At 47.5% G+C, this 23,996-nt stretch carries 23 protein-coding genes and 2 pseudogenes; 19 read left to right on the top strand and 6 right to left on the bottom strand.

Going from position 1 to position 23,996, the window contains the following annotated elements:
• A partial coding sequence (locus V7723_RS10455; RefSeq protein ID WP_335684410.1) for an IS6 family transposase occupies positions 1-367 on the bottom strand: 367 nt, incomplete at its 3' end.
• Between the two features lie 297 nt (positions 368-664).
• On the opposite strand from V7723_RS10455, the gene V7723_RS10450 reads away from it, so the two are divergent.
• From V7723_RS10450 to V7723_RS10430, 5 genes are read left to right on the top strand one after another with little or no spacing between them, the layout of a single operon-like run.
• The gene (locus V7723_RS10450; protein ID WP_335684409.1) at positions 665-1,912 is read left to right on the top strand and encodes a cation:proton antiporter; all 1,248 of its coding nucleotides are present in this window, start codon (positions 665-667) and stop codon (positions 1,910-1,912) included.
• A 36-nt stretch (positions 1,913-1,948) separates the two neighbouring features.
• The gene (locus V7723_RS10445; RefSeq protein WP_335684408.1) at positions 1,949-3,559 is read left to right on the top strand and encodes a glutamate synthase-related protein; all 1,611 of its coding nucleotides are present in this window, start codon (positions 1,949-1,951) and stop codon (positions 3,557-3,559) included.
• A 48-nt stretch (positions 3,560-3,607) separates the two neighbouring features.
• Entirely contained in the window at positions 3,608-5,584 is a 1,977-nt protein-coding gene (locus V7723_RS10440; protein WP_335684407.1) for a thiamine pyrophosphate-binding protein, read from the top strand.
• Positions 5,585-5,619: 35 nt separating this feature from the next.
• Positions 5,620-6,471, top strand: a complete 852-nt coding sequence (locus V7723_RS10435; protein WP_335684406.1) for a hypothetical protein — start codon at positions 5,620-5,622, stop codon at positions 6,469-6,471.
• Positions 6,472-6,477: 6 nt separating this feature from the next.
• Positions 6,478-7,161 carry a hypothetical protein gene (locus tag V7723_RS10430; RefSeq protein WP_335684405.1) on the top strand — a complete coding sequence of 228 codons (684 nt, stop codon included), beginning with the start codon at positions 6,478-6,480 and terminating at the stop codon, positions 7,159-7,161.
• 368 nt (positions 7,162-7,529) lie between these two features.
• Here the strand turns inward: V7723_RS10430 and V7723_RS10425 are convergent.
• Positions 7,530-7,676, bottom strand: a pseudogene (locus tag V7723_RS10425) (IS6 family transposase); the annotation flags it as partial.
• Positions 7,677-8,008: 332 nt separating this feature from the next.
• On the opposite strand from V7723_RS10425, the gene V7723_RS10420 reads away from it, so the two are divergent.
• The 7 genes from V7723_RS10420 (at position 8,009) to V7723_RS10390 (ending at position 13,207) form a co-directional block, all read left to right on the top strand.
• Complete coding sequence (locus tag V7723_RS10420) at positions 8,009-9,523, top strand: amidase (RefSeq protein ID WP_335684404.1); 1,515 nt, start codon at positions 8,009-8,011, stop codon at positions 9,521-9,523.
• 17 nt (positions 9,524-9,540) lie between these two features.
• Positions 9,541-10,149, top strand: coding sequence for a nitrile hydratase subunit alpha (gene nthA / locus V7723_RS10415; RefSeq protein WP_335684403.1), 609 nt, complete (start codon positions 9,541-9,543; stop codon positions 10,147-10,149).
• 29 nt (positions 10,150-10,178) lie between these two features.
• The gene (locus tag V7723_RS10410) at positions 10,179-10,490 is read left to right on the top strand and encodes a hypothetical protein (protein WP_335684402.1); all 312 of its coding nucleotides are present in this window, start codon (positions 10,179-10,181) and stop codon (positions 10,488-10,490) included.
• Positions 10,490-10,840 carry an SH3-like domain-containing protein gene (locus tag V7723_RS10405; RefSeq protein ID WP_335684401.1) on the top strand — a complete coding sequence of 117 codons (351 nt, stop codon included), beginning with the start codon at positions 10,490-10,492 and terminating at the stop codon, positions 10,838-10,840. The genes V7723_RS10410 and V7723_RS10405 overlap by 1 nt, the downstream gene beginning before the upstream one ends.
• Positions 10,840-11,214 (top strand): nitrile hydratase accessory protein, encoded by a 375-nt coding sequence (locus V7723_RS10400; protein WP_335684400.1) that lies wholly within the window; start codon positions 10,840-10,842, stop codon positions 11,212-11,214. The genes V7723_RS10405 and V7723_RS10400 overlap by 1 nt, the downstream gene beginning before the upstream one ends.
• Positions 11,215-11,254: 40 nt before the next feature.
• Positions 11,255-11,899 carry a HupE/UreJ family protein gene (locus tag V7723_RS10395; RefSeq protein WP_335684399.1) on the top strand — a complete coding sequence of 215 codons (645 nt, stop codon included), beginning with the start codon at positions 11,255-11,257 and terminating at the stop codon, positions 11,897-11,899.
• Between the two features lie 171 nt (positions 11,900-12,070).
• A complete protein-coding gene (locus tag V7723_RS10390) occupies positions 12,071-13,207 on the top strand; it encodes an NADH:flavin oxidoreductase/NADH oxidase (protein ID WP_335684398.1) in 1,137 nt (378 codons plus the stop codon).
• 61 nt (positions 13,208-13,268) lie between these two features.
• Here the strand turns inward: V7723_RS10390 and V7723_RS10385 are convergent, their stop codons facing one another.
• Positions 13,269-13,712 (bottom strand): MarR family winged helix-turn-helix transcriptional regulator, encoded by a 444-nt coding sequence (locus V7723_RS10385; protein WP_335684397.1) that lies wholly within the window; start codon positions 13,710-13,712, stop codon positions 13,269-13,271.
• Between the two features lie 123 nt (positions 13,713-13,835).
• Here V7723_RS10385 and V7723_RS10380 point away from each other — a divergent pair, with 123 nt between their 5' ends.
• The 7 genes from V7723_RS10380 to V7723_RS10350 all read left to right on the top strand — a co-directional run bounded on the left by V7723_RS10380 (position 13,836) and on the right by V7723_RS10350 (position 21,948).
• Complete coding sequence (locus V7723_RS10380; RefSeq protein ID WP_335684396.1) at positions 13,836-14,981, top strand: substrate-binding domain-containing protein; 1,146 nt, start codon at positions 13,836-13,838, stop codon at positions 14,979-14,981.
• Between the two features lie 452 nt (positions 14,982-15,433).
• A complete protein-coding gene (locus V7723_RS10375; RefSeq protein WP_335684395.1) occupies positions 15,434-16,654 on the top strand; it encodes an urea ABC transporter substrate-binding protein in 1,221 nt (406 codons plus the stop codon).
• Between the two features lie 102 nt (positions 16,655-16,756).
• Positions 16,757-17,623: a branched-chain amino acid ABC transporter permease gene (locus V7723_RS10370; protein WP_335684394.1), complete on the top strand. Its 867-nt coding sequence runs from the start codon at positions 16,757-16,759 to the stop codon at positions 17,621-17,623.
• Complete coding sequence (locus tag V7723_RS10365; RefSeq protein WP_335684393.1) at positions 17,623-18,654, top strand: branched-chain amino acid ABC transporter permease; 1,032 nt, start codon at positions 17,623-17,625, stop codon at positions 18,652-18,654. Before V7723_RS10370 ends, V7723_RS10365 begins: the two co-directional genes overlap by 1 nt.
• Positions 18,647-19,363 (top strand): ABC transporter ATP-binding protein, encoded by a 717-nt coding sequence (locus V7723_RS10360; RefSeq protein WP_335684392.1) that lies wholly within the window; start codon positions 18,647-18,649, stop codon positions 19,361-19,363. The genes V7723_RS10365 and V7723_RS10360 overlap by 8 nt, the downstream gene beginning before the upstream one ends.
• A 6-nt stretch (positions 19,364-19,369) precedes the next feature.
• Positions 19,370-20,158: an ABC transporter ATP-binding protein gene (locus V7723_RS10355; RefSeq protein ID WP_335684391.1), complete on the top strand. Its 789-nt coding sequence runs from the start codon at positions 19,370-19,372 to the stop codon at positions 20,156-20,158.
• A 74-nt stretch (positions 20,159-20,232) separates the two neighbouring features.
• Positions 20,233-21,948: an AMP-binding protein gene (locus V7723_RS10350; protein ID WP_443024213.1), complete on the top strand. Its 1,716-nt coding sequence runs from the start codon at positions 20,233-20,235 to the stop codon at positions 21,946-21,948.
• 168 nt (positions 21,949-22,116) lie between these two features.
• Here the strand turns inward: V7723_RS10350 and V7723_RS10345 are convergent, their stop codons facing one another.
• From V7723_RS10345 to V7723_RS10340, 3 genes and pseudogenes are all read right to left on the bottom strand, one after another.
• On the bottom strand, positions 22,117-22,752 hold the full coding sequence (locus V7723_RS10345; protein ID WP_335684389.1) for an IS6 family transposase: 636 nt from the start codon (positions 22,750-22,752) through the stop codon (positions 22,117-22,119).
• Between the two features lie 62 nt (positions 22,753-22,814).
• Positions 22,815-22,937: pseudogene (locus tag V7723_RS19805) on the bottom strand (IS6 family transposase); the annotation flags it as partial.
• 69 nt (positions 22,938-23,006) lie between these two features.
• A complete protein-coding gene (locus V7723_RS10340) occupies positions 23,007-23,996 on the bottom strand; it encodes an FAD:protein FMN transferase (protein ID WP_335684388.1) in 990 nt (329 codons plus the stop codon).

Genomic DNA, 23,996 nt, shown 5'->3' with positions numbered 1-23,996 from the left:
GTAGTTTACGCATCAGTTTCAAGGCAGCTTTGGTGTTTCGCCTCGGCTGTACAAGGAAATCTAGAACTTCACCTTCGCTATCAACCGCACGCCACAGAAAATGCCGTTCCCCTCGGATAACGATGACCATTTCGTCCAGGTGCCATATATCATTTGGAGTAGGGCGAGAAGATCTCAGGTTTCTGGCGATTGGTTCACCAAACTTTAGAAACCATCTTCGAACGGATTCGTAGGAAATATCTAGACCTCGTTCGGCCAACAGATCTTCAATATCCCGATAGCTCAATGTAAATTGGGCATAAAGCCACACGGCATGCTGGATGATATGAGGTGGAAACCGATGCCGGGAATAGGAGATCTTTTGCATCGAAGAAGACTAAACCAACGCAGAAACTCTTGCCATAAAGTTAATGTGACAACACCAAATTTGCATTAACAAAATGTATTGTCTCGGCTGCATCTTGTTTTATCAAAGCGATAACATTTTCAGTTACCTGCGGTGGGGCGACTATTGGCGCAGTATCATCCGTCAATCATTGATCTCGATATTGTTATTTATAACATTGGTTGGAATATAGTAGGATAGCAACACAGTTTTTATTGTAACCATAATAATTTTTTGCATCTGACTAAGGGAACGATAACTGAGGGATACAACAATTCGATGACTATGGGTTTACTTATTCTCTCTGTATTCACAGCTGCATTCGCGATGATTGCCAAGCGACTGACGATGACTGTTATTACTGCGCCGATGATGTTCATTGCGTTCGGATTGCTGTTATCAAAGACTGATTTATTTACTCATGGTGAGGCTGAAGAAATTTTGCATTTAGTTGCTGAAGTGGCACTTGTGGTTCTTCTCTTTTTAGATGCGGCACAAATCGATCTTTCGGCATTGCGGAAACGACACGTTTGGCCGACGCGCATGCTTGTTATTGGATTGCCGCTTGCGATCGCGTTAGGTGTTGTTGCTTTTTGGGTGTTGTTGCCTGGCTGGTCAATTTTTGCAATTGCTTTGCTTGCGGCAATATTGGCGCCGACGGACGCCGCCCTCGGACAAGTAGTCGTAACAAATTCTATGGTTCCGGAACGATCTCGAAGAGCGCTGACGGTTGAAAGCGGGCTAAACGACGGACTTGCCCTGCCGGCCATATTGTTGTTTGCCTGTTTTACTGCCGAGGCAATAGATCCAAATGAGACGAATTGGGCGGTGTTCGGTGCAAAGCAACTCATACTGGGCCCAGTGATTGGTATCATCGTAGGCTATGTCGGAGGTAGGGCATTATTAATAGCAAAAAAGAAGAAGCTAACGGCTGACACCTTCGAAGGTATCGGCGCAATCGCCCTTGCTGGTGCTGCTTACCTAGGGGCTACACAGATCGGGGGCAACGGCTTCATTGCTGCATTTGCTGGCGGATTGGTTTTCGGTAATGTCGTCAAAGGTCAGTGCAAATTTGTCTATGAATTTATGGAAAGTGAAGGGCAGTTTCTTACTTGGGGAGCCTTCTTTTTGCTCGGTTTGGCACTTATGCCGGAAGCACTGCACTTGTTTAATTGGCAAACACTCGCCGTCGTCATGGTTAGCCTTTTGGTGATAAGGCCTTTGGCCATCTGGGTGTCACTCATCGGGACAGATGCGTCCACAATAACCCGAATTTTCTTTGGCTGGTTTGGCCCCCGCGGCTTGGCGACAGCTTTGTTCGCACTTTTGGTCGTGCCGACCATAGATCATGAATACGCAGAACCAATACTCAGCCTCGCTATAAATACCGTTTGGATTAGCGCGTTACTTCATGGTTTCACTGCGCTACCAGGCGCCAAACTTTATGCCGCGTACCTAAAGAAGATAGGACCTTGCGCTGAAACAGAGCCCATTGAAACCTCGGCTAAACCTCTTATCACGAAATAATTTTCACACAATAATGACAATAGGTCAGGACTTCTTATGAAAAAGATCTCAATTCTAAAACTCGATACCTTGCAAGACAGAGAACCTGAATACGCAATTGTCGGAGAGGTGGATCTGGTTGTTGTACGGTTTGATGACGAAGTGTCCGTATTTTATGGCCGATGCCTACATCGTGGGGCTTTAATGTCTGACGGTTTTGTTCAGGGAAATAATCTGATATGCGGTGTTCATAACTGGGATTACAGATTGGATTCCGGGGTTTCTGAATATGCCAATGAAGAAGTGTTGCCGAAATTTTCCAACTGGATCGAAGATGGGAAAATATTTGTTGATGAGGATGAGATCAAGGAATGGTCTGTTGCAAATCCGCAGCCTTTTAACCGGGAGGCCTACCTTGGCCTTTATGCAGACACCAGCCACGGAACAGAAGAAGAACCTTATAACGGTTTGATCCAAGGGTATGCACGCGACGGATTGTCCAAAACTGGACATCACGGTCAAGTAGACGCCATGGGCGTCCCGCGCAATCAGCTACCTGATTGGGATGACATACAGTTGCTGATGGCGCAGTTGCATAAAGTGCCCCATTTGGATGATCATCCCATTGGTACAGATGTTGTTATCGGGCCGAATGCTCAAAAGCCTCTTCGGCTTAAAATTCCATTGTTTGTTTCTGATATGAGTTTTGGCGCTTTGTCCGAGCCAGCCAAAGTTGCGCTTGCGCTGGGAGCAGAAAGAGCAGGGACTGGGATTTGCTCTGGTGAAGGTGGAATGCTTCCGGAGGAGCAAGCCGAAAATACGCGGTACTTCTACGAACTAGCATCTGCCCGATTTGGTTTTGACTGGGAGAAACTAAATAGTGTTCAGGCTTTTCATTTCAAAGGTGGACAAGGGGCAAAAACAGGGACCGGCGGCCATTTGCCTGGTCCGAAGGTCAAAGGAAAAATCGCCAACGTTCGAGGATTGGCAGAAGGAGAACCAGCTATATCTCCGGCCCGCTTTCCAGATTGGACGGAAACAAGTCAAATAAAGGACTTTGCGGATCAGGTGCGTGACCGGACTGGCGGCATTCCGATTGGATATAAACTATCGGCTCAACATATTGAAAAGGATATTGATGCCGCATTGGACGTCGGTGTGGACTATATTATCTTGGACGGCCGAGGCGGCGGCACCGGGGCGGCACCAATCATATTCAGAGATAACATTTCTGTGCCGACAATTCCCGCGCTTGCCCGCGCTCGGCGGCATTTGGATAGCTTGGGGCGTTCGGATGTAACCTTGGTTATAACGGGTGGTCTCCGCAAGCCGGCAGATTTTATTAAAGCGCTGGCCTTGGGTGCTGATGCAATAGCTGTTTCAAATGCTGCAATGCAGGCGATCGGCTGTATTGCTATGCGCGCGTGCCATTCAAACAACTGTCCTGTTGGAATAGCGACGCAAAAGCCGCACCTCATGAACCGTCTTGTGGTTGAAAAATCTGCCCAGCAACTCACAAATTTTTTCGAAGCGTCTGTTGGGTTAATGCAGGTGATGGCGCGTGCTTGTGGTCATGACCATCTCTCGGAGTTCTCAATTGATGATCTAACATGCTGGAAGAAGGATATGGCAGATCTTTCCGGTATTGGTTTCGGCGGCATGTCCTAAGCGACGGCCAAAAATATTAAAAGTACTGAGCAATTGAAGGATTGGAATATGAACGAAGAGAACCTTGATTGGGTGTCAGTTGGTCGAATGGATGATCTGCCAGAAGGACGCGTGAAAACTGTAACAGCGGGTACGACATCAATTTGTCTATCACATTTTGACGGCAGATGGGCAGCGATGGATAACCATTGTCCGCATCAAGGTGGCCCACTTGGCGAGGGATCTATTGAAACAGGTGTTGATGGTGAATGCTGGATCAGATGTCCTTGGCATGGGTGGGATTTTGATCCTATTACGGGTGCGCCTCCGGGCGGACACGAAGATTCAGGGCAGAAAACCTACCCAGTCGACATACGCGGTGAGAAAATCTTTATTGGGTTGGAGGCCGAGCCGGATCATGTTTCTACCGTCACCGATGTGATGACAAAAACAATGGTAAATTGGGGTGTAAAACGCGTTTTTGGCATAGTCGGCCATTCCAATCTTGGCCTCTCGGATGCCATCCGATTGCAGGTTGTTGAGGGCGCTTTAAGTTATGTGGGTGTCCGTCATGAAGGTGCGGCGGCTTTTGCTGCATCAGCCTACGGGAAGCTGACCAACCGACCTGCTGCTTGCCTGACAATTGCTGGACCTGGCGCGACAAATTTGCTGACCGGCTTGTGGGATGCGAAAGTCGATCGAGCGCCAATACTTGCTTTGACAGGGCAAGTTCAAACACAGGTTTTTGGGCCAGGCGCCTTTCAGGACATCGATCTAAAATCAGCCTTCAGTGCAGTTTCAAAATTTTCGCAACCGGTACTCTCAAGCTCCAATCATGCTGAACTGATGTCTCTGGCCTGTAAGGCTGCAATAGTGGAACGGGACGTTGCGCATCTTATCTTCCCGGACGATGTTCAGACAGTTCCAAGTGATGCTAAGGCAGCAGGTCCGACTGGCCGTATTAGTGGGTCAATCGTCGTTCCGGATCAGGGCGACCTTGATCAAGCGTTGAACCTAATTAACAAAGCCAAACGTCCGATTGTAATCCTTGGTCACGGTGGGGTTCAAGCTCGCGAAGAAATCATAAGTCTTGCCGAAAAACTCGGTGCTCCGATATTGACGACCTTTAAGGGAAAAGGATTGATTCCGGATGGTCACCCTAATGCGGCAGGCGTTCTCGGCCGTTCCGGGACGCCGATTGCGAGCTGGTTCATGAACGAATCAGACTTAATAATCAGTCTGGGCTCATCCTTTTCAAACCATACTGGGATTGAGCGTTCGAAACCGATAATACAAGTCGATTTTGATCGGATGCAGCTTGGAAAATTTCATCCGGTAGAGCTTCCTATATGGGGTGAAATTGGTGCTTTTTGTAAAGCTATTGCACCGAAGATTTCCCGATCGGCATCTGTACCTGATCAAATTTCTGAAGTTGAGAAAAGATGGGATATCTGGCGCGAGGAGAAAAAAACCCGTCTTTTGGAAGAACGAGGTCAAGGCGTTCATTCTGCCGCCGTGTTCGATGTCCTGTCTAAACTTTGCCCGGATGACGCAATAATAGCTGTGGACGTCGGGAATAATACTTATTCTTTCGGGCGGTATTTTGAGACCAAAGGTCAGCGTGTTTTGATGTCCGGCTATTTGGGATCTATCGGGTTTGGCTTTCCGGCGGCTATGGGTGCGTGGTCGGCTACACAGGATTTTGAAGAATTTGCGGGTCGTAAAATCATTTCAATTTCAGGGGATGGCGGCTTTGGTCAATATCCAATGGACTTCACCACCGCCGTTAAATATGGGATGGATATCACCCATATACTATTGAACAACTCTGAGCTTGGAAAGATATCCAAAGAACAACGCTCGGGAGAGTGGCCGGTCTGGGAAACCTCGTTGCATAATCCCTCCTTTTCAGCTTTCGCCAAGTTATGTGGGGGAAAAGGTGTCAAAGTCACGAAAGCGGAACAGCTAGAACAGGCTATTTCGGAAGCATTAGGATACGCGGGTCCGGCGCTTGTGGAAATCATTACTGACGCGGAACTCGTTTAAAATTGAATTTTGCCCATGTAATCGAAGGATTCAAAATGGAACAAGAAATTGTGCTACGAAAAATTTTACCAGGGGATTTGGTATCCGCACGGAACATCGCACATAAAGCGGTGCAGTTTGCAACCAAAGCCGCGCGCGCTAACTTACCGGTCGCCGCTGACGATAGTCATTCAAATTTGGGGTGGAATTCTTCAAATCGGGCATTTTTTTCACAGCCACTTCTTGTTGGCGGCGATGAATTATCTGTCGGCGTATCTCTCTCGCCGTTGAAACTCTTAATCCGGAAGAAGGTCCTTGTGATTGCAGAATTGGATCTGGCGGATATGTCGGAAGTCAAAGCCATGGCATGGCTTGATGAAACTCTGGAGAAGCACGACTTGAAAGCCGCCTCGGCTATCAAGTTGCCGTATAAACTTCCCGCAGCTGTAGAAAAAATAGATACTTTCAACTTGGACAGTGAAAGCTTGGCCCTTTCGGTTCTTGCCGACTGGTTCGATATAGCCCATCATGTGCTATCGGGCTTTGCGAAAGCGAATGAGGGGCTTTCGCCCGGCCCCAGCCCAGTAAGATGCTGGCCACATCATTTTGATATCGCGACGTATGTCGGGCTCGAAGACGGAGACTTTGAGACGGCGAAAGGTATCGGCGTTGGCATGTCGCCGGGCGATGATGGTTATGATCAGCCTTATTTTTACATAAATCCTTGGCCACATTTAGATGCAGATGATTTGCCAACGGCACCAGAACCAGGGCATTGGCATACAGAAGGATTTGTAGGCGCTATCGCTACTGGTGACGAAGTACTTTCCTTAACTGATATATCGCAGCAACTTCCTTCGTTTGTTGACGCCTCATTTACGATCGGTCTTGAAAAACTAGGAGTATAATTTCGGATGGCCGCAGCACTGACAATTGTCTTTTTACTCGCCGTTTCTGTTCTTGTGGTTCGTATCGCTTCCGTCGCTATGCGGCTCACAGGGTTGCCGGATAATGTCGCCCGCCTTCAATGTATCTCTGCCCTTACGGGGACCGGTTTCACGACCCAAGAATCCGAGATGATTGTCAACTATCCGCTACGCCGACGTATTTTGGTTTCATTGATGATATTCGGGCAATTGGGATTGGTGTCTGTCGCCTCGACTTTTATTGTTACCTTTATTGGAACAGAAAATGAAACCGGCGCTCTTGCTTTCCAGACGGTCAGTATCCTGATTGCGATCGGGATCATTTTCTTGGTCGCCACCAACAAGTATATTGATCGAGTAATGTGCGGAATGATCGGTATCATCCTTCGAAAGGTGACATCGCTTGGGACACGCAAATTTCACAGATTGCTGCAATTAGAAGACGGTTTCAGCATAGCTGAACATCTGTTCACCAGTCCTGAAAATACTAACGTGAAAGATTTGCAACTCGATACATTGCCTCTCACGCTGCTATCCGTTCGCACCAAAGAAGAGTTTTATGGTGATGTTATTGACGAGAACGCCAATTTGTCCTCAGGAGCTGTCCTTGTCTGTTATGGAAGTGACATTGCACATGATCTTTTTGAAAGCCGTCATAAATTTGAAAACTAATACGTGGTGCCGCCACCCAGAATTGAGCTCGGGACTTAATGAGGTGTTGTCATATTAACTTGCTAAAAGCTCATAGAATCCTAAGTGGAATTATTTAAGCAACGATGCTTGCATTTTTCCAAACGCCAAATGCTTCTGCGCGGCATTCCTGACAAACCTTGAAGACGCAATTGTTTGTGATGTTGGAGGTACGACGACCGATATTGGATGTCTTGCGAAAGGGTTTCCACGGGGTGTTGTCACATTAACTCGATACTCGCCCAATTTAGTTTTATTGGAGGAATTGAGAACCTCCTAAGTCTTTGAAATATAACAACCCACCTTTTGATGAACACCGATATTTTGCGTTTAAAAAGTTAATGTGACAACACCGTTTCGTAAGAGATATCCAGTCCTCGTTCGGCCAACAGATCTTCTACATCCCGATAACTCAACGTGAAACGAGCGTACAACCAGACTGCATGCTGAATGATATGAGGTGGAAATCGGTCCCGGGAATAGGAGGAATTTAGCATCAATGAAAACTAATACAATTATTATTTCGTTGCTAAGAAGTTAATGTGAGCAATGCCTCGCTCAAGCCGTTTTCCGCTGACAATGCCCAGGAAGTTAATGTGACAACACTTCAAGTAAAAAGGCCGGCAGAATATATTTTACTTGAAATGGAAAATATATTCTATTAATCTCCGATTCACGAACGTACCGATTTCCACAGTAAATAGAAAGCGAATGTCGCGCTCAAAACAATGCGATTGTTCTATGGAACGCTGCAAAAGCCTATTTAGGATGCGTCTTGCGAGGGTATGACTGGATTTAACTAACTAAAAAATGGAGTGTGATTTAAACTATGACCGTAAAACGCCCAACGCAGGTACAATTGGAAGAGATAGTTGCTGATCTTGGTATGTCCATGAGCTCAGAACGCGTAGCTGAGTTTCTCACTGCTATGGAGGGAAATTTTCCGGCCTATGATTTAATTGAGTCCTTGCCGGATGAAAAACCCTTAGTCAAGTATCCAAGAACGCCTGGTTACCGTCCAACTCCTGAAGAAAACCCACATAACGCGTGGTACGTAAAATCGGAAATTAAAGGAAGCGGGAAGGGAAAACTCCTAGGAAAGACGGTTGCCGTGAAGGACAACGTCTGTGTTGCCGGCGTTCCTATGATGAATGGTGCCTCGACGCTTGAGGGGTATGTACCCGATCTTGATGCAACGGTTGTCACTAGATTGTTAGACGAGGGTGCGGTCATAAAAGGTAAGGCGCATTGTGAATTCTTCTGTTTATCAGGCGGAAGTCATACGAATGCGACGGGAGCTGTTCATAACCCACATAAAATGGGATATTCAGCTGGCGGCTCATCATCAGGCAGCGCAGTCCTGACGTCGCTGGGCGAAGTTGATATGGCCATTGGTGGTGATCAGGGCGGCTCTGTCCGGTTACCGTCATCATTTAGTGGCACATATGGAATGAAACCAACCCATGGTCTGGTTCCTTATACTGGTGCGATGCCGATTGAGGCCACCATTGATCATCTCGGACCAATTACGGGAACAGTTGCGGATAATGCATTAATGTTGGAAGTTATAGCAGGTGAAGACGGCCTGGATCCACGGCAATATAACGCCAAATCGGAAGACTATACTGAGGCTCTTGGTAAGGATGTTAAAGGCTTAAAAATCGGCGTTGTCAGCGAAGGCTTTGGGTTTGAAAGCAGTGAAAGTGACGTTGATGATAGTGTGAGGGACGCAGCCGACCGTTTTGCGAAGCTGGGAGCGACAGTTAGCGATGTCTCTATTCCTATGCATCTGGCCGGTGCCGCAATCTGGACACCCATTACGCTTGAAGGGCTACAGTGGCAGATGATGCATGGCAATGGCATGGGAATGAATTGGAAGGGCTTGCACAACACAAGCCTTCTGAATGCGCATGCCAATTGGCGTGATCGCGCCGATGAGCTTTCGGATTCCCTGAAAATTAGCATGTTTGTCGGCGAGTATTTTATCCGTCATTATCGGGGGCATTATTACTCGAAGGCAATGAACATCGCGCGCCGCCTTACGGCGGCATATGATGATGCATTGAACGAGTACGATTTGCTTTTAATGCCGACAACTCCAATGAAAGCAACGCCGCTGCCTGAGGCGGATGCACCGCTTGCACTTTACCTGCAGCGTGCTTTTGAGATGGTGCCGAACACCGCACCTTTTAATGTAACTGGGCATCCCGCAATGGCTATTCCGTGCGGCATGAGAGACGGCTTGCCTGTGAGCGCGATGTTAATTGGGAAGCAATATGGTGAAAAAGCAATTTATCAGGCTGCGGATGCTTTTGCATCGTCAGTCGACTGGAAAACAATTTAACTTTACAGGAGAAACAAATGGCCCACGACCATGATCATCCGCATAACAAGCCCCTTTCGGACGTTGAGCTGCGCGTCAAGGCGCTGGAATCAGTGCTAACGGAAAAAAAATTAATTGACTCAGAGGCTGTTGACCTCATCGTTGAAACATATGAGACAAAGATCGGCCCCCGAAATGGCGCGAAAGTCGTCGCAAAGGCCTGGACAGACCCGGAGTTTAAGAAACGGTTGCTGGAAAATGCAACCGATGCCATCAAGGAACTGGGATATTCTGGCGTTCAAGGAGAGGATATGCTCGTAGTCGAGAACACGGACAATATCCACAATATGGTCGTTTGTACGTTATGCTCCTGTTATCCGTGGCCTACGCTTGGCCTGCCTCCGGTGTGGTACAAAGCGGCACCGTATAGGGCCAAAGTTGTCAAAGATCCCCGAGGTGTTTTGGATGATTTTGGCGTATCAATTCCGGAAAGTACTGAAATTCGTGTATGGGACAGTAATGCGGAGCTTCGGTATCTGGTTCTTCCAAAGCGCCCAGCGGGTTCTGATGGTATGAGCGAAGAAGACCTTGTGGACCTTGTCACACGTGATTCCATGATTGGAACCGGCCTTGCTGCGTCTGCCTGAATCCAACCTTATTAACGGGAGAAGAAACAATGAACGGAATACATGATCTTGGTGGGATGGACGGATTGGGCCCGGTTATCGCCGAGCAGAACGAACCGGTTTTTCATGATGAGTGGGAAAAACGGATGATGGGAATGTTCGTATCCTGCTTTGCTGGCGGCCATTATAACGTTGACGAATTTCGCCACGCGATCGAACGAATGGACCCGGCGCATTACCTGGAATCTAGCTATTATGAGCACTGGTTGTCATCACTGGAAACCTTGTTGACAGAAAAAGGCGTTGTAACTCAAGAAGAACTTGATGAACGCAAAAAACATATTGCGATGGAGGAGACCTAATGCCATTACTTACAACAGATATCGTTCCGGGCTTACTAAGTACTGGAGCTTCTGCACGTATTGACGAGGAAATAGCTCCTAAATTTACGACGGGTGATGCCGTGGAGATCAAGAATATCAACCCGGTACATCATACGCGGTTACCACGATATGTTCGGGGCAAGAAAGGAACTGTGGACAGGGACCATGGTGTCTTTGCCTTTCCGGATACCAGTGCCCATGGCCGGGGTGAAACACCGCAACATGTTTATTCCGTCAAATTTTCTTTCAAGGAACTCTGGGGTGAAGATCACAGTGGCAATATGTTCCTGTATATCGATATGTTTGACAACTATATGCGGGCAACATAATGAACGACTATATCAAAGGCTCTGACTTAAAAAGAACGCCGCATCTTCCCCATGACGAAGGTGGGCCCGTATTCGCGGCTCCTTGGGAGGCGAAAGCCTTTGCCATGACCCTTGATCTTCATAACCATGGTGTGTTCGATTGGTCGGAATGGTGTGAAATCTTGTCCAACGAAATAAAAGTGGCACAGGCGGGTGGCGACCCTGATCTGGGGGATACTTATTACAAGCATTGGCTGAATGCGCTGGAAAAGTTGGTTAGCGAGAAGCAGGTGGCAAGTGCCGAGGTTCTTGCCACTGTTAAAGAAGATTGGCGGGCAGCGGATGAACATCGTGGCTTCGGGGAAGCGCCAGTTCTTGTTAAAGGGGCAGGCTAAGCGATTGCAGTCATATTTGTTAGAAAAAAAAGGATATAACATGAAAAAGTATTTTCTTGCCGCACTCGGCGTACTCATTAGCGCGACGCCGGTTTTGGCACATCACCCTTTAGGGGGGCAACCAATGGAAACCTTCGCTCAAGGGCTTTTATCCGGCATTGGGCATCCGCTTCTCGGCTTTGATCATCTGTTTTTTGTCATCGCGATCGGTGTCGCAGCCCTGTACACTGGATATGCCCGATTGGCACCTGCGGCTTATATCGGCGCAATGCTAGTTGGCTGTTTGATGATGAGCTTTGGGATCGGTCTTCCTTTCAAGGAAGTCATTATCGGACTTTCTCTCCTCACAATCGGCTATATTGTACTGTCGGGCCGAGCCCTTAGCATTACGCCCGCCATCGCACTATTTGCGATCTTCGGTTTGTTCCATGGTTCCGCTTTTGGCGATTCAATTGCTGCGCAGGAGGCCAGTGTTGGTGCGCCAGTTCTCATTGGCTATCTGATTGGCCTCGGTGTTTTGCAATACGGCATCGCACTGGCATCTGGTTACATAGTTGTTAAGATCTGGAAGGCGACCGCCGCGCAGGCTGTTGAAGCCCGAATTGCTGGCGCTGTAGTTGCCGGCATAGGGGCATTCTTGACACTTGAAAATCTCGAAGGAATATTATTTGGAGCGCTTGTTTAAAGCGTCGAATTTCCTCTAGACAGGCACGGCAAAGCGATGCACATATGTGTGCTTTGCGGTTGCGCCTAAGTTTCGAGTGCCGAGGGCATGGATTAAACAGTAATCCACGCCCTCGGCATTTTTGTCAAAAATTTTGATTTCACGACAATAGCTTGATGGACCTAAATACCTATGACCGGCTTGTTTGATCCGATACAAATACGTGGCGTCTCCTTTAAAAACCGTATTGCCGTTTCTCCCATGAGCCAATATCGGGCTAAGGGAGGGTATGCCAATGACTGGCATCTTGTGCATCTGGGACGTTTTGCTCTAGGCGGTGCAGGACTGATATTTGCTGAGGCGACGGCAGTAGAAGCTGATGGCCGTAGAACACACGGTGATCTGGGGCTTTGGGAAGATGGGCAGATCGAACTGTTGTTGCCGGTGACTAAATTTATTTCAAAAGAAGGCTCCGTTGCAGGTATTCAGCTCGGTCATGCTGGTCGCAAGGCTTCGGAACGGCGACCTTGGCACGGTGAAACGCCCGTAGACGAACAGGATATTGAGAATCGAAAAGAAGCTCCCTGGGAAGCTATGGCACCCTCGGCAATCCCGTATGCAGAGGGCTGGCAGACACCCATGGAGATGTCAGAGACGCAGATCGAAAAAACCCTTCAGGCGTTTAAGTCAGCCGCCAGACGATCAACAGAAGCCGGCTTTAGAGTCATCGAAATATATGCCGCGCACGGTTTCCTGGTGCACCAGTTTCTATCGCCTATTACTAACAAAAGAACGGATAAATGGGGTGGGGATGCGCAACGACGCTGTCGTTTTGCAATAGAGGTTGCACGAGCAGTACGGTCAGAATGGCCTGAAGAATATCCACTAACCTTTCGCCTGTCTGCGACTGATTGGTTAGAGGGCGGGCTTGAAGTCGAGGATGTTATCGATATTGCCCGGGCACTTGCTGGCGAAGGTGTCGATATGATTGATTGTTCCACCGGTGGCATTGGAGGGCGGAAACGTCCGCGGCGGATGAAAATCGCCCAAGGATTTCAAGTGCCATTTGCCGATCGTATTCGCCAGGAGGCCGGTATTGCGACAATGGCCGTTGGCTGTCTTTGGGATGCCAAGGCATGCCAAGTCATTATTGGAAATGGGAACGCCGATATGATCGCCATGGCGCGGGAGCTTCTTGATGATCCAAACTGGCCTTTACATGCAGCAGCGGAACTTGGCGCGGACGAAGGGTATTCTATGTGGCACAGTGAATTCGGCTGGTGGCTCGATAAACGAGAACGCCTTATCCGAAAACTAGGGTTACGTTAACTGCCGGTCAACTTAATGTGAACCGTAAGGATATTCAAAAGCTTGTTAGCCAAGTAGTACCTCAATTTAGGTGGGGCGCTTCGTCAATAATTTCATTCAACAGTCTTTTTAAACGCTCAACCTTATCAGGTCCTATATTCGAATTAAACTGGCTATGAAATTCGACGGCATGGGCATTTAACCTCTGATGCAGCTCTAGCCCTGAATTTGTAATAAATACAAGGACTTTTCGTTGATCATTTTGATCCAACGAGCGAAGGATCAGGCCGTTTGCAACCATTCTATCGAGCATTTTTGTTAAGGCGGGATGGTTCATGAGCACTATTCCGGCAAGGTCGCCCATAGATCGGCCTTTTTCATCACTGAGAACATCCAAAATTCGCCAGTGCTCAACCTGAACGCCTTCCAGGCGCAATCGTTGCTCGAACTTTAGATGTACTTCCCGATGCGCCTGAGCAAGCACATAGGCCAAATTTTCAGAGATTTTTTCTTTAGTAATACTCATTTTCAGTGTGCGCCTTCTACTGATTTCACGCCAGATTTACATTATTCCCAATCCCATGTATACTTAATTTGGAAAATTAATTTTTTTATTAACGAATTTCCAAAACGGAAAGAGTTAAAGTGTATGGCGACCATGGAATTAAGCCGTCGTTTTTATGCAGGATTGCCTGCGTTTGGCGCTAATACACTCACTTCGGGAAAAAGGCACATTTCGTCAACAGAGGAATGTTTCAGGATAGGATTGCTTGTGCCGATGTGTGGCGCGGCGGGGCTGTGGGGGCCTTCTTGTATCGCCAGCGCGCAAGTGGCAATTGCGGAGCTGAACCTGGAAAACGGCATACTGGGACAACAGGTTGAGCTGGTCCTGGTAGATGCGGCCTTTGAGGCAGATGGCGATCTTTACCAAACCATTCACGAAATGATTGAGTTTGGCGAGATTGATGCCATTGTCGGAATGCATATCAGTGCTGTGCGACAGCAGCTCGCCAAGGTCGTCCGCGGACGTGTCCCTTATGTTTATACACCGCTATATGAAGGCGGTGAGGAGAGTCCCGGGGTATATGCGATTGGCGAAACACCGGATGATCAGCTGGTTCCGGCAATCCGGAGTATTGCCTCACTGCACAAGATCAAAAATTGGGCCCTTATCGGTAATGACTATGTGTGGCCTAGAGCGTCCAATTATTTTGCGAAACAATGTATTCAATCCCTAGGCGGAAAGGTGATATATGAACAATATGTGCCTTTTGGCGTGGATCGGACGGAACGGCTGATTGACGATCTTGAGGCCAGCGGCGCCGAGGCTATTCTTTTGTCGTTCATTGGTCAGGACGCTGTTGATTTCAACCGAGCTTTTGGGTCTCTTGCCTTGGATAAGCAAATTATCAGGCTTTCATGCGCCATTGAAGAAAATGGTCTATTGGCTATTGGAGAGAAAAATTCCAAAAGGTTATATTCGTCTTCTTCGTACTTTTCCACCTTGAATACGCCGTCGAACATCTATTTCAAGGAAAAATATTATGGTCAGCACGGCGATCGGGCGCCAGCTCTTAACGCACTCGGGCAATCTTCATATGAAGGAGTTCAATTTCTCGCCGAATTGATGAAAAAACGCCTCTTCAATCCATCTACCTCGCCGAAAAATACAATTTCCGCCATTAACTACCGGTCTGCTAGGGATGCGACTTACTTTAACAACAAGTCCAAAAATCTTCCTATTTACCTCGCCCGTGCGGACGGATTTAAGTTTTCTATTCTCGAAAAACTCTAGATACGTTTGCTATTCGCGCATCAGAACCTGTTCCCCACTTCATGCTGAAATCAATAATTCTGACTGGCGGTGATTAGCGCAGCTCGTCATTGTCATGTCACGCAAGTATTTTATTTGAAATGGAAAATAAAATACTTGAAATGGAAAGCTAAATATTGTAGACCTCTTGGTATCGACGGGCACTTAGAAAGTGGCGGCCGGTAAGGGGAGATTTGAATAGATAGGTTGCAATAATTAATAGAACACCTACCGGAATAGCGGTTTTTGCTCTCTTAAGTCATATCATCAAAAAAATGACAGATGAGAAATTATGGGGAATGCGGTGGCTATTATTGGATGCCTGAATTGACAGGCTTCATAGGCACGCCGTGCTTTTGGGGTGAGCCGCAGATTACTCAAATCGACTTTAAGTCTAACAGATAGATGATCAGGTAATCAGCTTGGAGGCTCATATGACCGTTACCAGAAGAAATTTCTTATCCGCATCAGCCGCATTGGCCGGTGCAAGCATGCTCCCATTTTCATTGCAGGCTGTAGAGACCATTAAGTTCGGCTCAATACTGGATACATCCGGTATTTTTGATGCGTATGGAAAGCCTATGGATATGGCCATGCGGCTGGCTATTGCCGAAATAAATGCAAACGGCGGACTAAACGGTTCGCAAATAGATATTACAGCCTATGACACACAGTCTGACATGGCACTCTATACGCAGTACGGACGGCAACTCACACAGCAGGACGAGGTTGACGTCGTGCATGGCGGTATTTTATCCGCTTCCCGTGAGGCCATCCGCCAAACAATGAGAAAAACCAAAACGCTATATTTCTATAATGTCCTGTACGAAGGCGGCGTGTGCGATCGAAACATCTTCATCACCGGCGTGACACCAGCGCAGCAAGTAGAGGTTCTTGTTCCTTACGCCATGAAGAATTCCGGCAAGAAGGTTTATGTTCTTGCCGCGGATTACAATTATGGGCAGATCACAGCGGAATGGATCCAAAAATACGTGGCCGAGAACGGCGGTGAAACAGTCGCAGTCGACTTTTTCCCTCTCGATGTTTCTGATTTCGGATCAACCATCGCCAAAATTCAGGCTGCCAAGCCGGACCTTATCGTCGCGTCTCTTGTCGGCGGAGCACATATGTCTTTCTTCCGGCAATGGGCGGCAGCGGGCATGAATAAAAAAATTCCCATGGCGTCAACCACCTTGGGTGCAGGGAACGAGCATAAAGTCCTGACCGCCGAGGAAGGTGATGGGATTATGGTAGCGTATAACTACTCTCAGGAGCTGGAAACGCCGGATAATGCTGCATTCAAGAAGAAATGGGCTGAGGCCTACGGCGATGCGAATGGGATCCATGAAATAGCCGTGTCAAATTACCAAGGTGTGCTGGCCTGGGCGGAAGCTGTCCGCAGGGCAGGATCAACGGATAGAGACAAAGTAATCGCCGCCCTTGAAGCAGGATTGTCAATTGACGGCCCCGGAGGCCAGATAACGATTGACCCTAAGACGCATCACGCTGTTCTGGATGTCCATATCATGAAGCTGGACGGGCAAAAAATGAAAGTGCTCGAAACCTCTCGACAGCGCCAGCCAATTGATACACAGGCTGTCTGTGATCTTGAAGCGAATCCAAACGATAACAAGCAATATGAATTGAAATTCTGAGGGTGCCTTCCTCGTTAATGTAGTGCATTTCCCTCACAATCTCCCGCTCTTCTAACGTCACGCTGGAAAGGCGGGAACTTTGTAACGTTAAAGGATTAGTCTATGGATCTTGCCGCAGTTATAGCCGTCGAGACAATTTACACCATTGCCAGTCTTATCCTCATAAGCGCCGGTCTGGCCATAGTATTTGGGATGATGAAGGTCATCAATCTGGCTCATGGCGAATTTATGATGATGGGAGGCTATGCAACAATTACGGCCGTGAATTGGGGCGTTAATATTTATATTGCTATGCTTGTTATCGCTCCGTTAATTGTCGGCATAATTGGCCTGATTGTCGAACGGCTGGTCATACGGCATTTATATGGGCGACTGGTAGATACCATGCTGGCGACATGGGGATTGAGCCTTTTGTTCGTTGGCATCGTCACAATGATTTTCGGGAATACAACGACGGGCATTTCCACGCCGATACCCGGCATAACACTCGGCGACTATCAGGTAAACGGCTATAATTTCTTTATTGTCGTAGTTGCATTGCTTCTCGTCGCGCTCATTTATGTGGTTTTGAAAAGCACACGCATTGGTCTGATTGCAAGGGGGACCATGCAAAGCCCGGAGATGGCGTCCGCATTGGGATATAGCCCGGACAAAATTTATATGGCAACATTCTTCGTTGGTTCCGCTTTGTCAGGGCTTGCCGGAGCCGTGCTAGCCCCCTTAGTAGGGCTAGTTCCATCATCCGGCGGTGCATACATCGCCAAGGCATTTATTACTGTCATTGCAGGCGGGCCATCGATTATCACTGGACTGGTCAGTAGCGGATCAATTTTTGGTCTGGTTAATCAGGCATTTACCTTCTCAATCTCCCCGGTTTTTGGCGATGTGGCGCTTCTTGTCGCCGCCGTTGTCTTGTTAAGACTACTCCCTCAGGGTGTCACAGGCAGGTTTTTTCGAGGGAAGTTGTAATGAGAGAGATTACGATCCGTAGATTTATCCTCTCGATTGTTGTGGCAGGGGCAGTTATGGCGCTCTTGCCGTTGGTCATTAGCACCTTCACGCTAACGCTGCTCCTCATATATGGAATGCTGGGAATGAGCCTCGGTCTAATTTGGGGCTTCGGTGGTATTTTGTGCTTTGGACAGGCAGCCTTTTTCGGACTGGGGGCCTATACATATGCCGTTTCAGCGATAAATTTTGGCGAGAGTACTTTGCCGATGTTGACCGCAATTTTGTTGCCTGCTCTGTTTGCAGCGATCCTCGGGGCCATGATGTTCTATGGGCGTTTGGGGGATGTGTATCTTGGGATCATCACACTTGTTGTCACTTTGATATTTTTCAAATTTATGAATTCTACGGCCGGTCCTGAGTACGTCATCGGCGATGCGCGGCTGGGCGGGTTTAATGGGATACCTGGATATCAAACACTGAACGTACCGGGCCTTCCTGACGAGTATCTCTTTGGGGATAAATTGTACTACGTAACCTTCGTTTTACTTGTCATCACCTATTGGCTTGTAAATTGGTTGCTGGCAAGCCCGTTTGGGCGTGTGGCTGTCGCTATCCGTGAAAATGAACAGCGAGCTTCCCTTATGGGTTACGATGTCCGGGTTCGTAAAACCATTCTTTTTGCGGCTGGTGGCGCCATCGCTGGATTATCGGGTGCACTCTTTGCCAACTGGGCGGAGATTGTGACACCGAGTCTATTTAGCCTCGGTCAAACAGCCGAGATCATTATCTGGTGTATTGTCGGCGGTTTGGGAACACGTCTTGGGCCTCTTCTCGGCGCGGCCGGCCTTGCTTACTTGAAGTTTCTGCTGGGCCAGCAAATGTTCATTGATAACGCCATCATAATGGGCTTGATACTGGTACTTTTCGTTTTGTTCCTGCCAAAAGGCCTCGTACCCGCAATAGAGAGTATCTGGCTGTTGGTTGCAAATAAATTTAGAGGCCGTGTGCAGCCCTATCCCAATAAAGCAGGGGCTTCGTCAAATGACTGAAACTGTATTGGAAACAATCGGGCTTACAATGCAGTTCGGTGGCGTTATTGCCTGTGACGACGTAAATTTTCAACTGAAATCACAAGAACTTCGGTGTTTGATCGGTCCGAATGGCGCTGGAAAGAGTACTTTCTTCAAATGCCTGACAGGCCTCCTCCGGCCAACACTTGGCACGGTTATGATGAGAAATGAAGAGACTACCGATTGGGATACTCATTCTATTGCCTCTCACGGTGTGGGAATAAAAACTCAGGTGCCGAGCGTATTAGATGGTGTCTCCGTCCATGAGAATATCTGGCTTGCTGCGCGCAGGTTTTTCTCAACGAAAGTTGCAAACGAAAAAACGACCGAGGTCATTGAGAGGCTATCGCTTGAGGATATTGCAAAGGCCGAAGTTGGTCACCTCGCACATGGTGAACGACAGCGAGTTGAACTGGGTATTGTCGCGGCGGGTGATCCATGGCTGGTCTTGCTTGATGAGCCAGCGGCAGGAATGACATCTTATGATGTTGATCGGATGATTGAAATTATTCATGAAATGAAAAAATCGGCGGCAATTATAATTGTAGAGCATGATATGCAGTTTATACGCTCAATCGCGACAAATGTGACGGTTTTTCATCAAGGGCGCGTCCTTATGGACGATCATGTGGATGTTGTCATGTCAAATGAAACTGTTCGTAATGTGTACCTTGGGAAAAAGGCATAATCTGCAATGCAAAAAAACATGCTGTTTCGAATGAAAGATGTTGCAAGCGGATACGGCAAAGTGCCGGTGCTGCATGGCATAGACTTAGAGGTATTTGAAAATGAAATTGTAGGCATCCTTGGCCATAATGGCATGGGGAAAACCACGCTACTGAAAGCTGCAATGGGGTTTTTGCCGACAAAATCGGGAACTATCGAGTACACAAAAACAGATATTACAAAATATTCGACAAATGCTAGGGCCCGCCTCGGGATAGGGTATGTGCCTCAGGGGCGCGGGATATTTCCCCAGCTCACTGTAAGAGAAAACCTAAGGTTTGCTTATCGAAACACAGGGCGGGGAAGCGAGGCTGATACGATTGGCCAGGTTTTGTCTGATTTTCCCCGTCTTGAACGATTACTCGAGCGTGAGGGGGGTGCGCTTTCAGGGGGGGAGCAGCAGTTGTTGGCTTTGGCGCGGTGTTTGATGCAGTCCCCGGGATTTCTTTTACTTGATGAACCAACAGAGGGTATTCAGCCTTCGATAATTGATGAAATAGCTGATACCCTCATTAGCCAAAGAAAGCGGCGAGGTTTTGGTATTTTGCTGGTTGAGCAGAATTTCGATTTTATCGCGGATTTATCGGATAGAGTACTTGTTCTCGAACGGGGTAAGATTACGGGATCGCTTTCCCGAGACGAACTTTCAGATACGGAGAAAGTCGATAGTTTCCTTGGCTTTGGAGCGGCACGATCCACGCGTGCAACGCCGGATCTTGATGATAATGTTGAAAACGAAATACTTGGGAACAGTTAAGCTTCTGATAGGGAGGAGGAATGATGTCTATTCTTGAAGATACCATGAGTAATCAGTCAGCGAATATTTCAACCATGGCAATGACTACATATGAGAAGGTTATTATTTCTCCAGAAAATGGACTGTCTTATGTTGCAGGAGACACGTCAAAGCCGCTGATAAAAAAGACGATCCCAGAGATGTTCCGGGAGACGGTTACAAAGTTTGGTCCCAGAGAAGCGCTGCTAATTCCAGCTCAGGACGTGGCCTTATCATACTACGATCTTGACCGCAAAATTGATTTGTTAGCATCGGGCTTGCTGTCGCTCGGCCTTGAAAAAGGTGATCGCATTGGGATTTGGTCCCCGAATAATCTTGAATGGATACTGTCCCAATATGCGACCGCCCGCATCGGCCTAATCCTTGTTAATATCAATCCAGCCTACCGCTTGTCAGAGCTTGAATACGCGTTAAAGAAATCAGGGTGCAAGGCCTTGATTGCTGCTGAAAAGTTTAAAAGCTCAAACTATCTGGAAATGGTACGAACATTGGCACCAGAACTGGCCACGTGCGAGCGGGGGCAGTTGGTATCAAATGCCTTACCGGATTTGAAAATCGTCATAGGCATTCATGAGGATCCCGGTACCGGAATATATTCGTTCCCGGACGTTCTTAAGATGGGAGGCCCGGCGCAGCAGTTGCGACTGGATGAAATTACCAAATCCCTGTCGCCGGATGATCCGATTAATATACAATTTACTTCAGGTACTACCGGTGCGCCCAAAGGCGCCACATTGACGCATTTCAACATTATCAATAATGCGTCAAATGTCGTTGGTCGCATGAATTTTTCCGAGATAGACAAGCTTTGTATCCCGGTTCCGCTTTATCATTGTTTTGGAATGGTGATGGGGTCACTTGGCTGTGTAACGCAAGGAGCGTGTATGGTTTTCCCTGGTGAAGCATTTGATCCTGAAGAAACCCTCTCTGCGGTGTCAGAAGCAAAATGCACAGCACTTTATGGCGTTCCTACAATGTTCGTTGCCTTGCTGGATCATCCGCACTTAGATGATTTCGACCTAACAACATTGCGGACAGGGATAATGGCGGGTGCGCCATGCCCAACTGAAGTTATGAAGCAGGTTGTGGCAAAAATGAATATGTCGGAGGTGACAATTGCGTATGGTATGACGGAGACATCTCCTGTTTCTTTTCAAAGTAATGTGGACGACCCCATAGAAAAACGTGTCGCCACTGTTGGTCGTATCCATCCGAATATTGAAGTAAAAATCATGGATGAGAACAGCGATATTGCGCAAACCGGTACAAAAGGTGAGCTTTGGACGCGCGGTTATTCTGTCATGCAGGGTTACTGGAATGACGTCGAAAAAACCAACGACGCGATTGTTGATGATGGATGGATGAGAACCGGTGACTTGGCGATCCTAGATGACGAGGGTTATTGTGCAATTGTTGGCCGCCTTAAAGATATGATCATTCGTGGGGGGGAGAATATCTATCCTCGGGAAGTGGAGGAATTTCTGTTCACCCACCCAGATATTCAGGATGTGCAAGTATTTGGTATTCCTCATGAGAAATATGGAGAGGAAGTATGTGGCTGGATAGTTCCACAAAGCGGCGCAATGCTCACGCATGGAGATATTAAAGCCTATTGTGATAATCAGATTGCTCACTTTAAGATCCCAAAACATATCCGGATAGTTTCAGAATTACCGATGACGGTTACAGGTAAACCGCAAAAATTTGTTATGAGAGATAAAATGATCGCGATGCTTGCGAGCGCAACCTAAAAAGTAAATCGGGATACTGGAAAGCTTGTAACATTGGATAATTTTATGGATTTACAGGTATTGTCACATTAACTTTCTGTAGACGCAGAGAAGTGCCAAAAACCTTTTTCAGGCAGATGCACATGCATTAGTCCAAATACGAAAAGCGTCAGCACGAAATTGCTTGAATTAAATTCGATTGATTAGGCGACGTTGGACGTAAAAGTTATTGTAAGTGGCTGAGTGAATATTGAGAAATCTCTGGGCAGATCCTGGTGACTTAAACTTCTGCATTTTTCGCTCCCTTCGTCCTACTGGGAGGTGCGAGTTTTCTGCCCGATTGTTCGATCGCTTGTTGTCAATGTGCTCAGCGGCTAAGCCCAAAGTTCGGAACGCCTTGTGATACGATTTCAGTTTATCCGTCACAATCCGCGACGGTGCGAAGCCTTGCTTCTTTAGCAGTTTACGCATTAGTTTCAAGGCTGCTTTTGCGTTTCGCCTAGGTTGCACGAGGAAATCCAGGGTTTCGCCTTCACTATCAACGGCACACCACAGAAAATGGCGTTTTCCTCTAATAATTATGACCATTTCGTCCAGAAGCCCGATATCATTGGGAGAAGGGCGAGAGGATCTCAGGTTTTGAGCAATGGGCGCTCCAAATTTCAGAAACCATCGCCGAACCGTTTCATAGGAAATATCTAGACTTCTTTCTGCAAGCAGATCTTCAACATCTCGATAGCTCAGCGTAAATCGGGCATACAGCCACACGGCTTGCTGAATGATATGAGGCGAGAAACGATGGCGCTGATAGGAGATCTTTTGCATCGAAGAAGACTAATACAACGTCGGGTTCTTTTCCATGAAGTTAATGTGACAATATTCCCACCGATACCACGCTCATGAAGAATAACTTCGACCTGACGCAACGAAAGTGGATATCGAGCATACATCATGACGGCGAAGAGAATGATTTCTGGAGACGTTTTGAAGTAACAGAATGGTTCTTTCATTTAGAAATTGTAAATCCACTATCATCACCGCTCAAGCCATTTTTCTCTGACAATGCCCCTGGCAGTTATTCATAGATAAAAGACATCTTCAATATCACTATGTTGTTTTAACAGTTTTTCTTGTTTTTCTATTGGCATCAACAAGAACGCTGTCGAGGCCATATCCGCCTTGACGGCCGTTTTCGCTATGACGGAGACAGATCTGTTAGGGGCAGTGCTTTTGCCGGTCAAGGGATTGAGAATATGGTTTGTTTCTGATTTTGCAGAGAACGGGCTGCCATAACCTCCAGATGTGGCGATAGCTTTGTCTTTTAAGTCGACGGTTTTAACGATTGTCCTCCCATCTATTGGAGAAATAATTCCGGCGCGCCAGAACTGGCCGTCTGGTTTTAAGCCGAGGGCGGAGCTCTCTCCCAGCGAGACCAATATGTTCTCGAATCCTGCCGATTTCAGAAGGGCCGTGATCCTATCTGTAATATATCCTTGTGCTATCCCGTTAAAGGTAAGGCCCATCTTCTTTTTATGGAAGGAAATGCGGCTCGGTGCCAATTGGATTTGATCCGATCCTACTCGCGCCAATGTCGCGTTAATACTCTCTTTCGTCGGCCCCTTAGGATCAGACGAACTGCTTGAATAATGGTGAGCGTAAAGCTCCCAAAGCGGTTGGACGGTGACATCGAACAATCCATCCGTTTGGTGATAAAAAGCGATCGCCCTGGAGAGCAAGCTTAGGAATTCAATGTCGGGATTGTCAAGATACCCATCTCTGTTCAAACGGCAGGTCGCCGACTGCGGCCGATAGAGGCTGAACAAACTTTCTAGACGGTCAATTTCTCTCTGGCATCTCGCCAATTGCAGCTCTGCCCAGCTTGGATCAGGATGATATAATTGAATTGAGGCTTTCGCGCCAAGCGCTGACCCCGCCCAATTAACCAGGTGCAGAGGGCGCGCGAAAGCAGAAGCGCCAGATGGCAATGTGGACGCTGCGCCAAGCGCGCCTGCCATAACAACAAATTGACGCCGTGAAATTTTCGGTTTTTGGGAGTCTAGTAGCGTCAT

Origin of the sequence: Sneathiella sp. (genome assembly GCF_036960985.1) — a bacterium.
Classification (GTDB): domain Bacteria; phylum Pseudomonadota; class Alphaproteobacteria; order Sneathiellales; family Sneathiellaceae; genus Sneathiella.
The sequence above is the reverse complement of the archived record's forward strand: the minus strand, read 5'-3'. Positions and strand labels throughout refer to the sequence as shown.

What these genes read in the sequence shown, in the direction of transcription:
- V7723_RS10450 (WP_335684409.1), top strand. Translation starts at nt 665, where the DNA reads ATGACTATGGGTTTACTTATTCTCTCTGTATTCACAGCTGCATTCGCG.
- V7723_RS10445 (WP_335684408.1), top strand. Translation starts at nt 1,949, where the DNA reads ATGAAAAAGATCTCAATTCTAAAACTCGATACCTTGCAAGACAGAGAA.
- V7723_RS10440 (WP_335684407.1), top strand. Translation starts at nt 3,608, where the DNA reads ATGAACGAAGAGAACCTTGATTGGGTGTCAGTTGGTCGAATGGATGAT.
- V7723_RS10435 (WP_335684406.1), top strand. Translation starts at nt 5,620, where the DNA reads ATGGAACAAGAAATTGTGCTACGAAAAATTTTACCAGGGGATTTGGTA.
- V7723_RS10430 (WP_335684405.1), top strand. Translation starts at nt 6,478, where the DNA reads ATGGCCGCAGCACTGACAATTGTCTTTTTACTCGCCGTTTCTGTTCTT.
- V7723_RS10420 (WP_335684404.1), top strand. Translation starts at nt 8,009, where the DNA reads ATGACCGTAAAACGCCCAACGCAGGTACAATTGGAAGAGATAGTTGCT.
- nthA (WP_335684403.1), top strand. Translation starts at nt 9,541, where the DNA reads ATGGCCCACGACCATGATCATCCGCATAACAAGCCCCTTTCGGACGTT.
- V7723_RS10410 (WP_335684402.1), top strand. Translation starts at nt 10,179, where the DNA reads ATGAACGGAATACATGATCTTGGTGGGATGGACGGATTGGGCCCGGTT.
- V7723_RS10405 (WP_335684401.1), top strand. Translation starts at nt 10,490, where the DNA reads ATGCCATTACTTACAACAGATATCGTTCCGGGCTTACTAAGTACTGGA.
- V7723_RS10400 (WP_335684400.1), top strand. Translation starts at nt 10,840, where the DNA reads ATGAACGACTATATCAAAGGCTCTGACTTAAAAAGAACGCCGCATCTT.
- V7723_RS10395 (WP_335684399.1), top strand. Translation starts at nt 11,255, where the DNA reads ATGAAAAAGTATTTTCTTGCCGCACTCGGCGTACTCATTAGCGCGACG.
- V7723_RS10390 (WP_335684398.1), top strand. Translation starts at nt 12,071, where the DNA reads ATGACCGGCTTGTTTGATCCGATACAAATACGTGGCGTCTCCTTTAAA.
- V7723_RS10385 (WP_335684397.1), bottom strand. Translation starts at nt 13,712, where the DNA reads ATGAGTATTACTAAAGAAAAAATCTCTGAAAATTTGGCCTATGTGCTT.
- V7723_RS10380 (WP_335684396.1), top strand. Translation starts at nt 13,836, where the DNA reads ATGGCGACCATGGAATTAAGCCGTCGTTTTTATGCAGGATTGCCTGCG.
- V7723_RS10375 (WP_335684395.1), top strand. Translation starts at nt 15,434, where the DNA reads ATGACCGTTACCAGAAGAAATTTCTTATCCGCATCAGCCGCATTGGCC.
- V7723_RS10370 (WP_335684394.1), top strand. Translation starts at nt 16,757, where the DNA reads ATGGATCTTGCCGCAGTTATAGCCGTCGAGACAATTTACACCATTGCC.
- V7723_RS10365 (WP_335684393.1), top strand. Translation starts at nt 17,623, where the DNA reads ATGAGAGAGATTACGATCCGTAGATTTATCCTCTCGATTGTTGTGGCA.
- V7723_RS10360 (WP_335684392.1), top strand. Translation starts at nt 18,647, where the DNA reads ATGACTGAAACTGTATTGGAAACAATCGGGCTTACAATGCAGTTCGGT.
- V7723_RS10355 (WP_335684391.1), top strand. Translation starts at nt 19,370, where the DNA reads ATGCAAAAAAACATGCTGTTTCGAATGAAAGATGTTGCAAGCGGATAC.
- V7723_RS10350 (WP_443024213.1), top strand. Translation starts at nt 20,233, where the DNA reads ATGGCAATGACTACATATGAGAAGGTTATTATTTCTCCAGAAAATGGA.
- V7723_RS10345 (WP_335684389.1), bottom strand. Translation starts at nt 22,752, where the DNA reads ATGCAAAAGATCTCCTATCAGCGCCATCGTTTCTCGCCTCATATCATT.
- V7723_RS10340 (WP_335684388.1), bottom strand. Translation starts at nt 23,996, where the DNA reads ATGACGCTACTAGACTCCCAAAAACCGAAAATTTCACGGCGTCAATTT.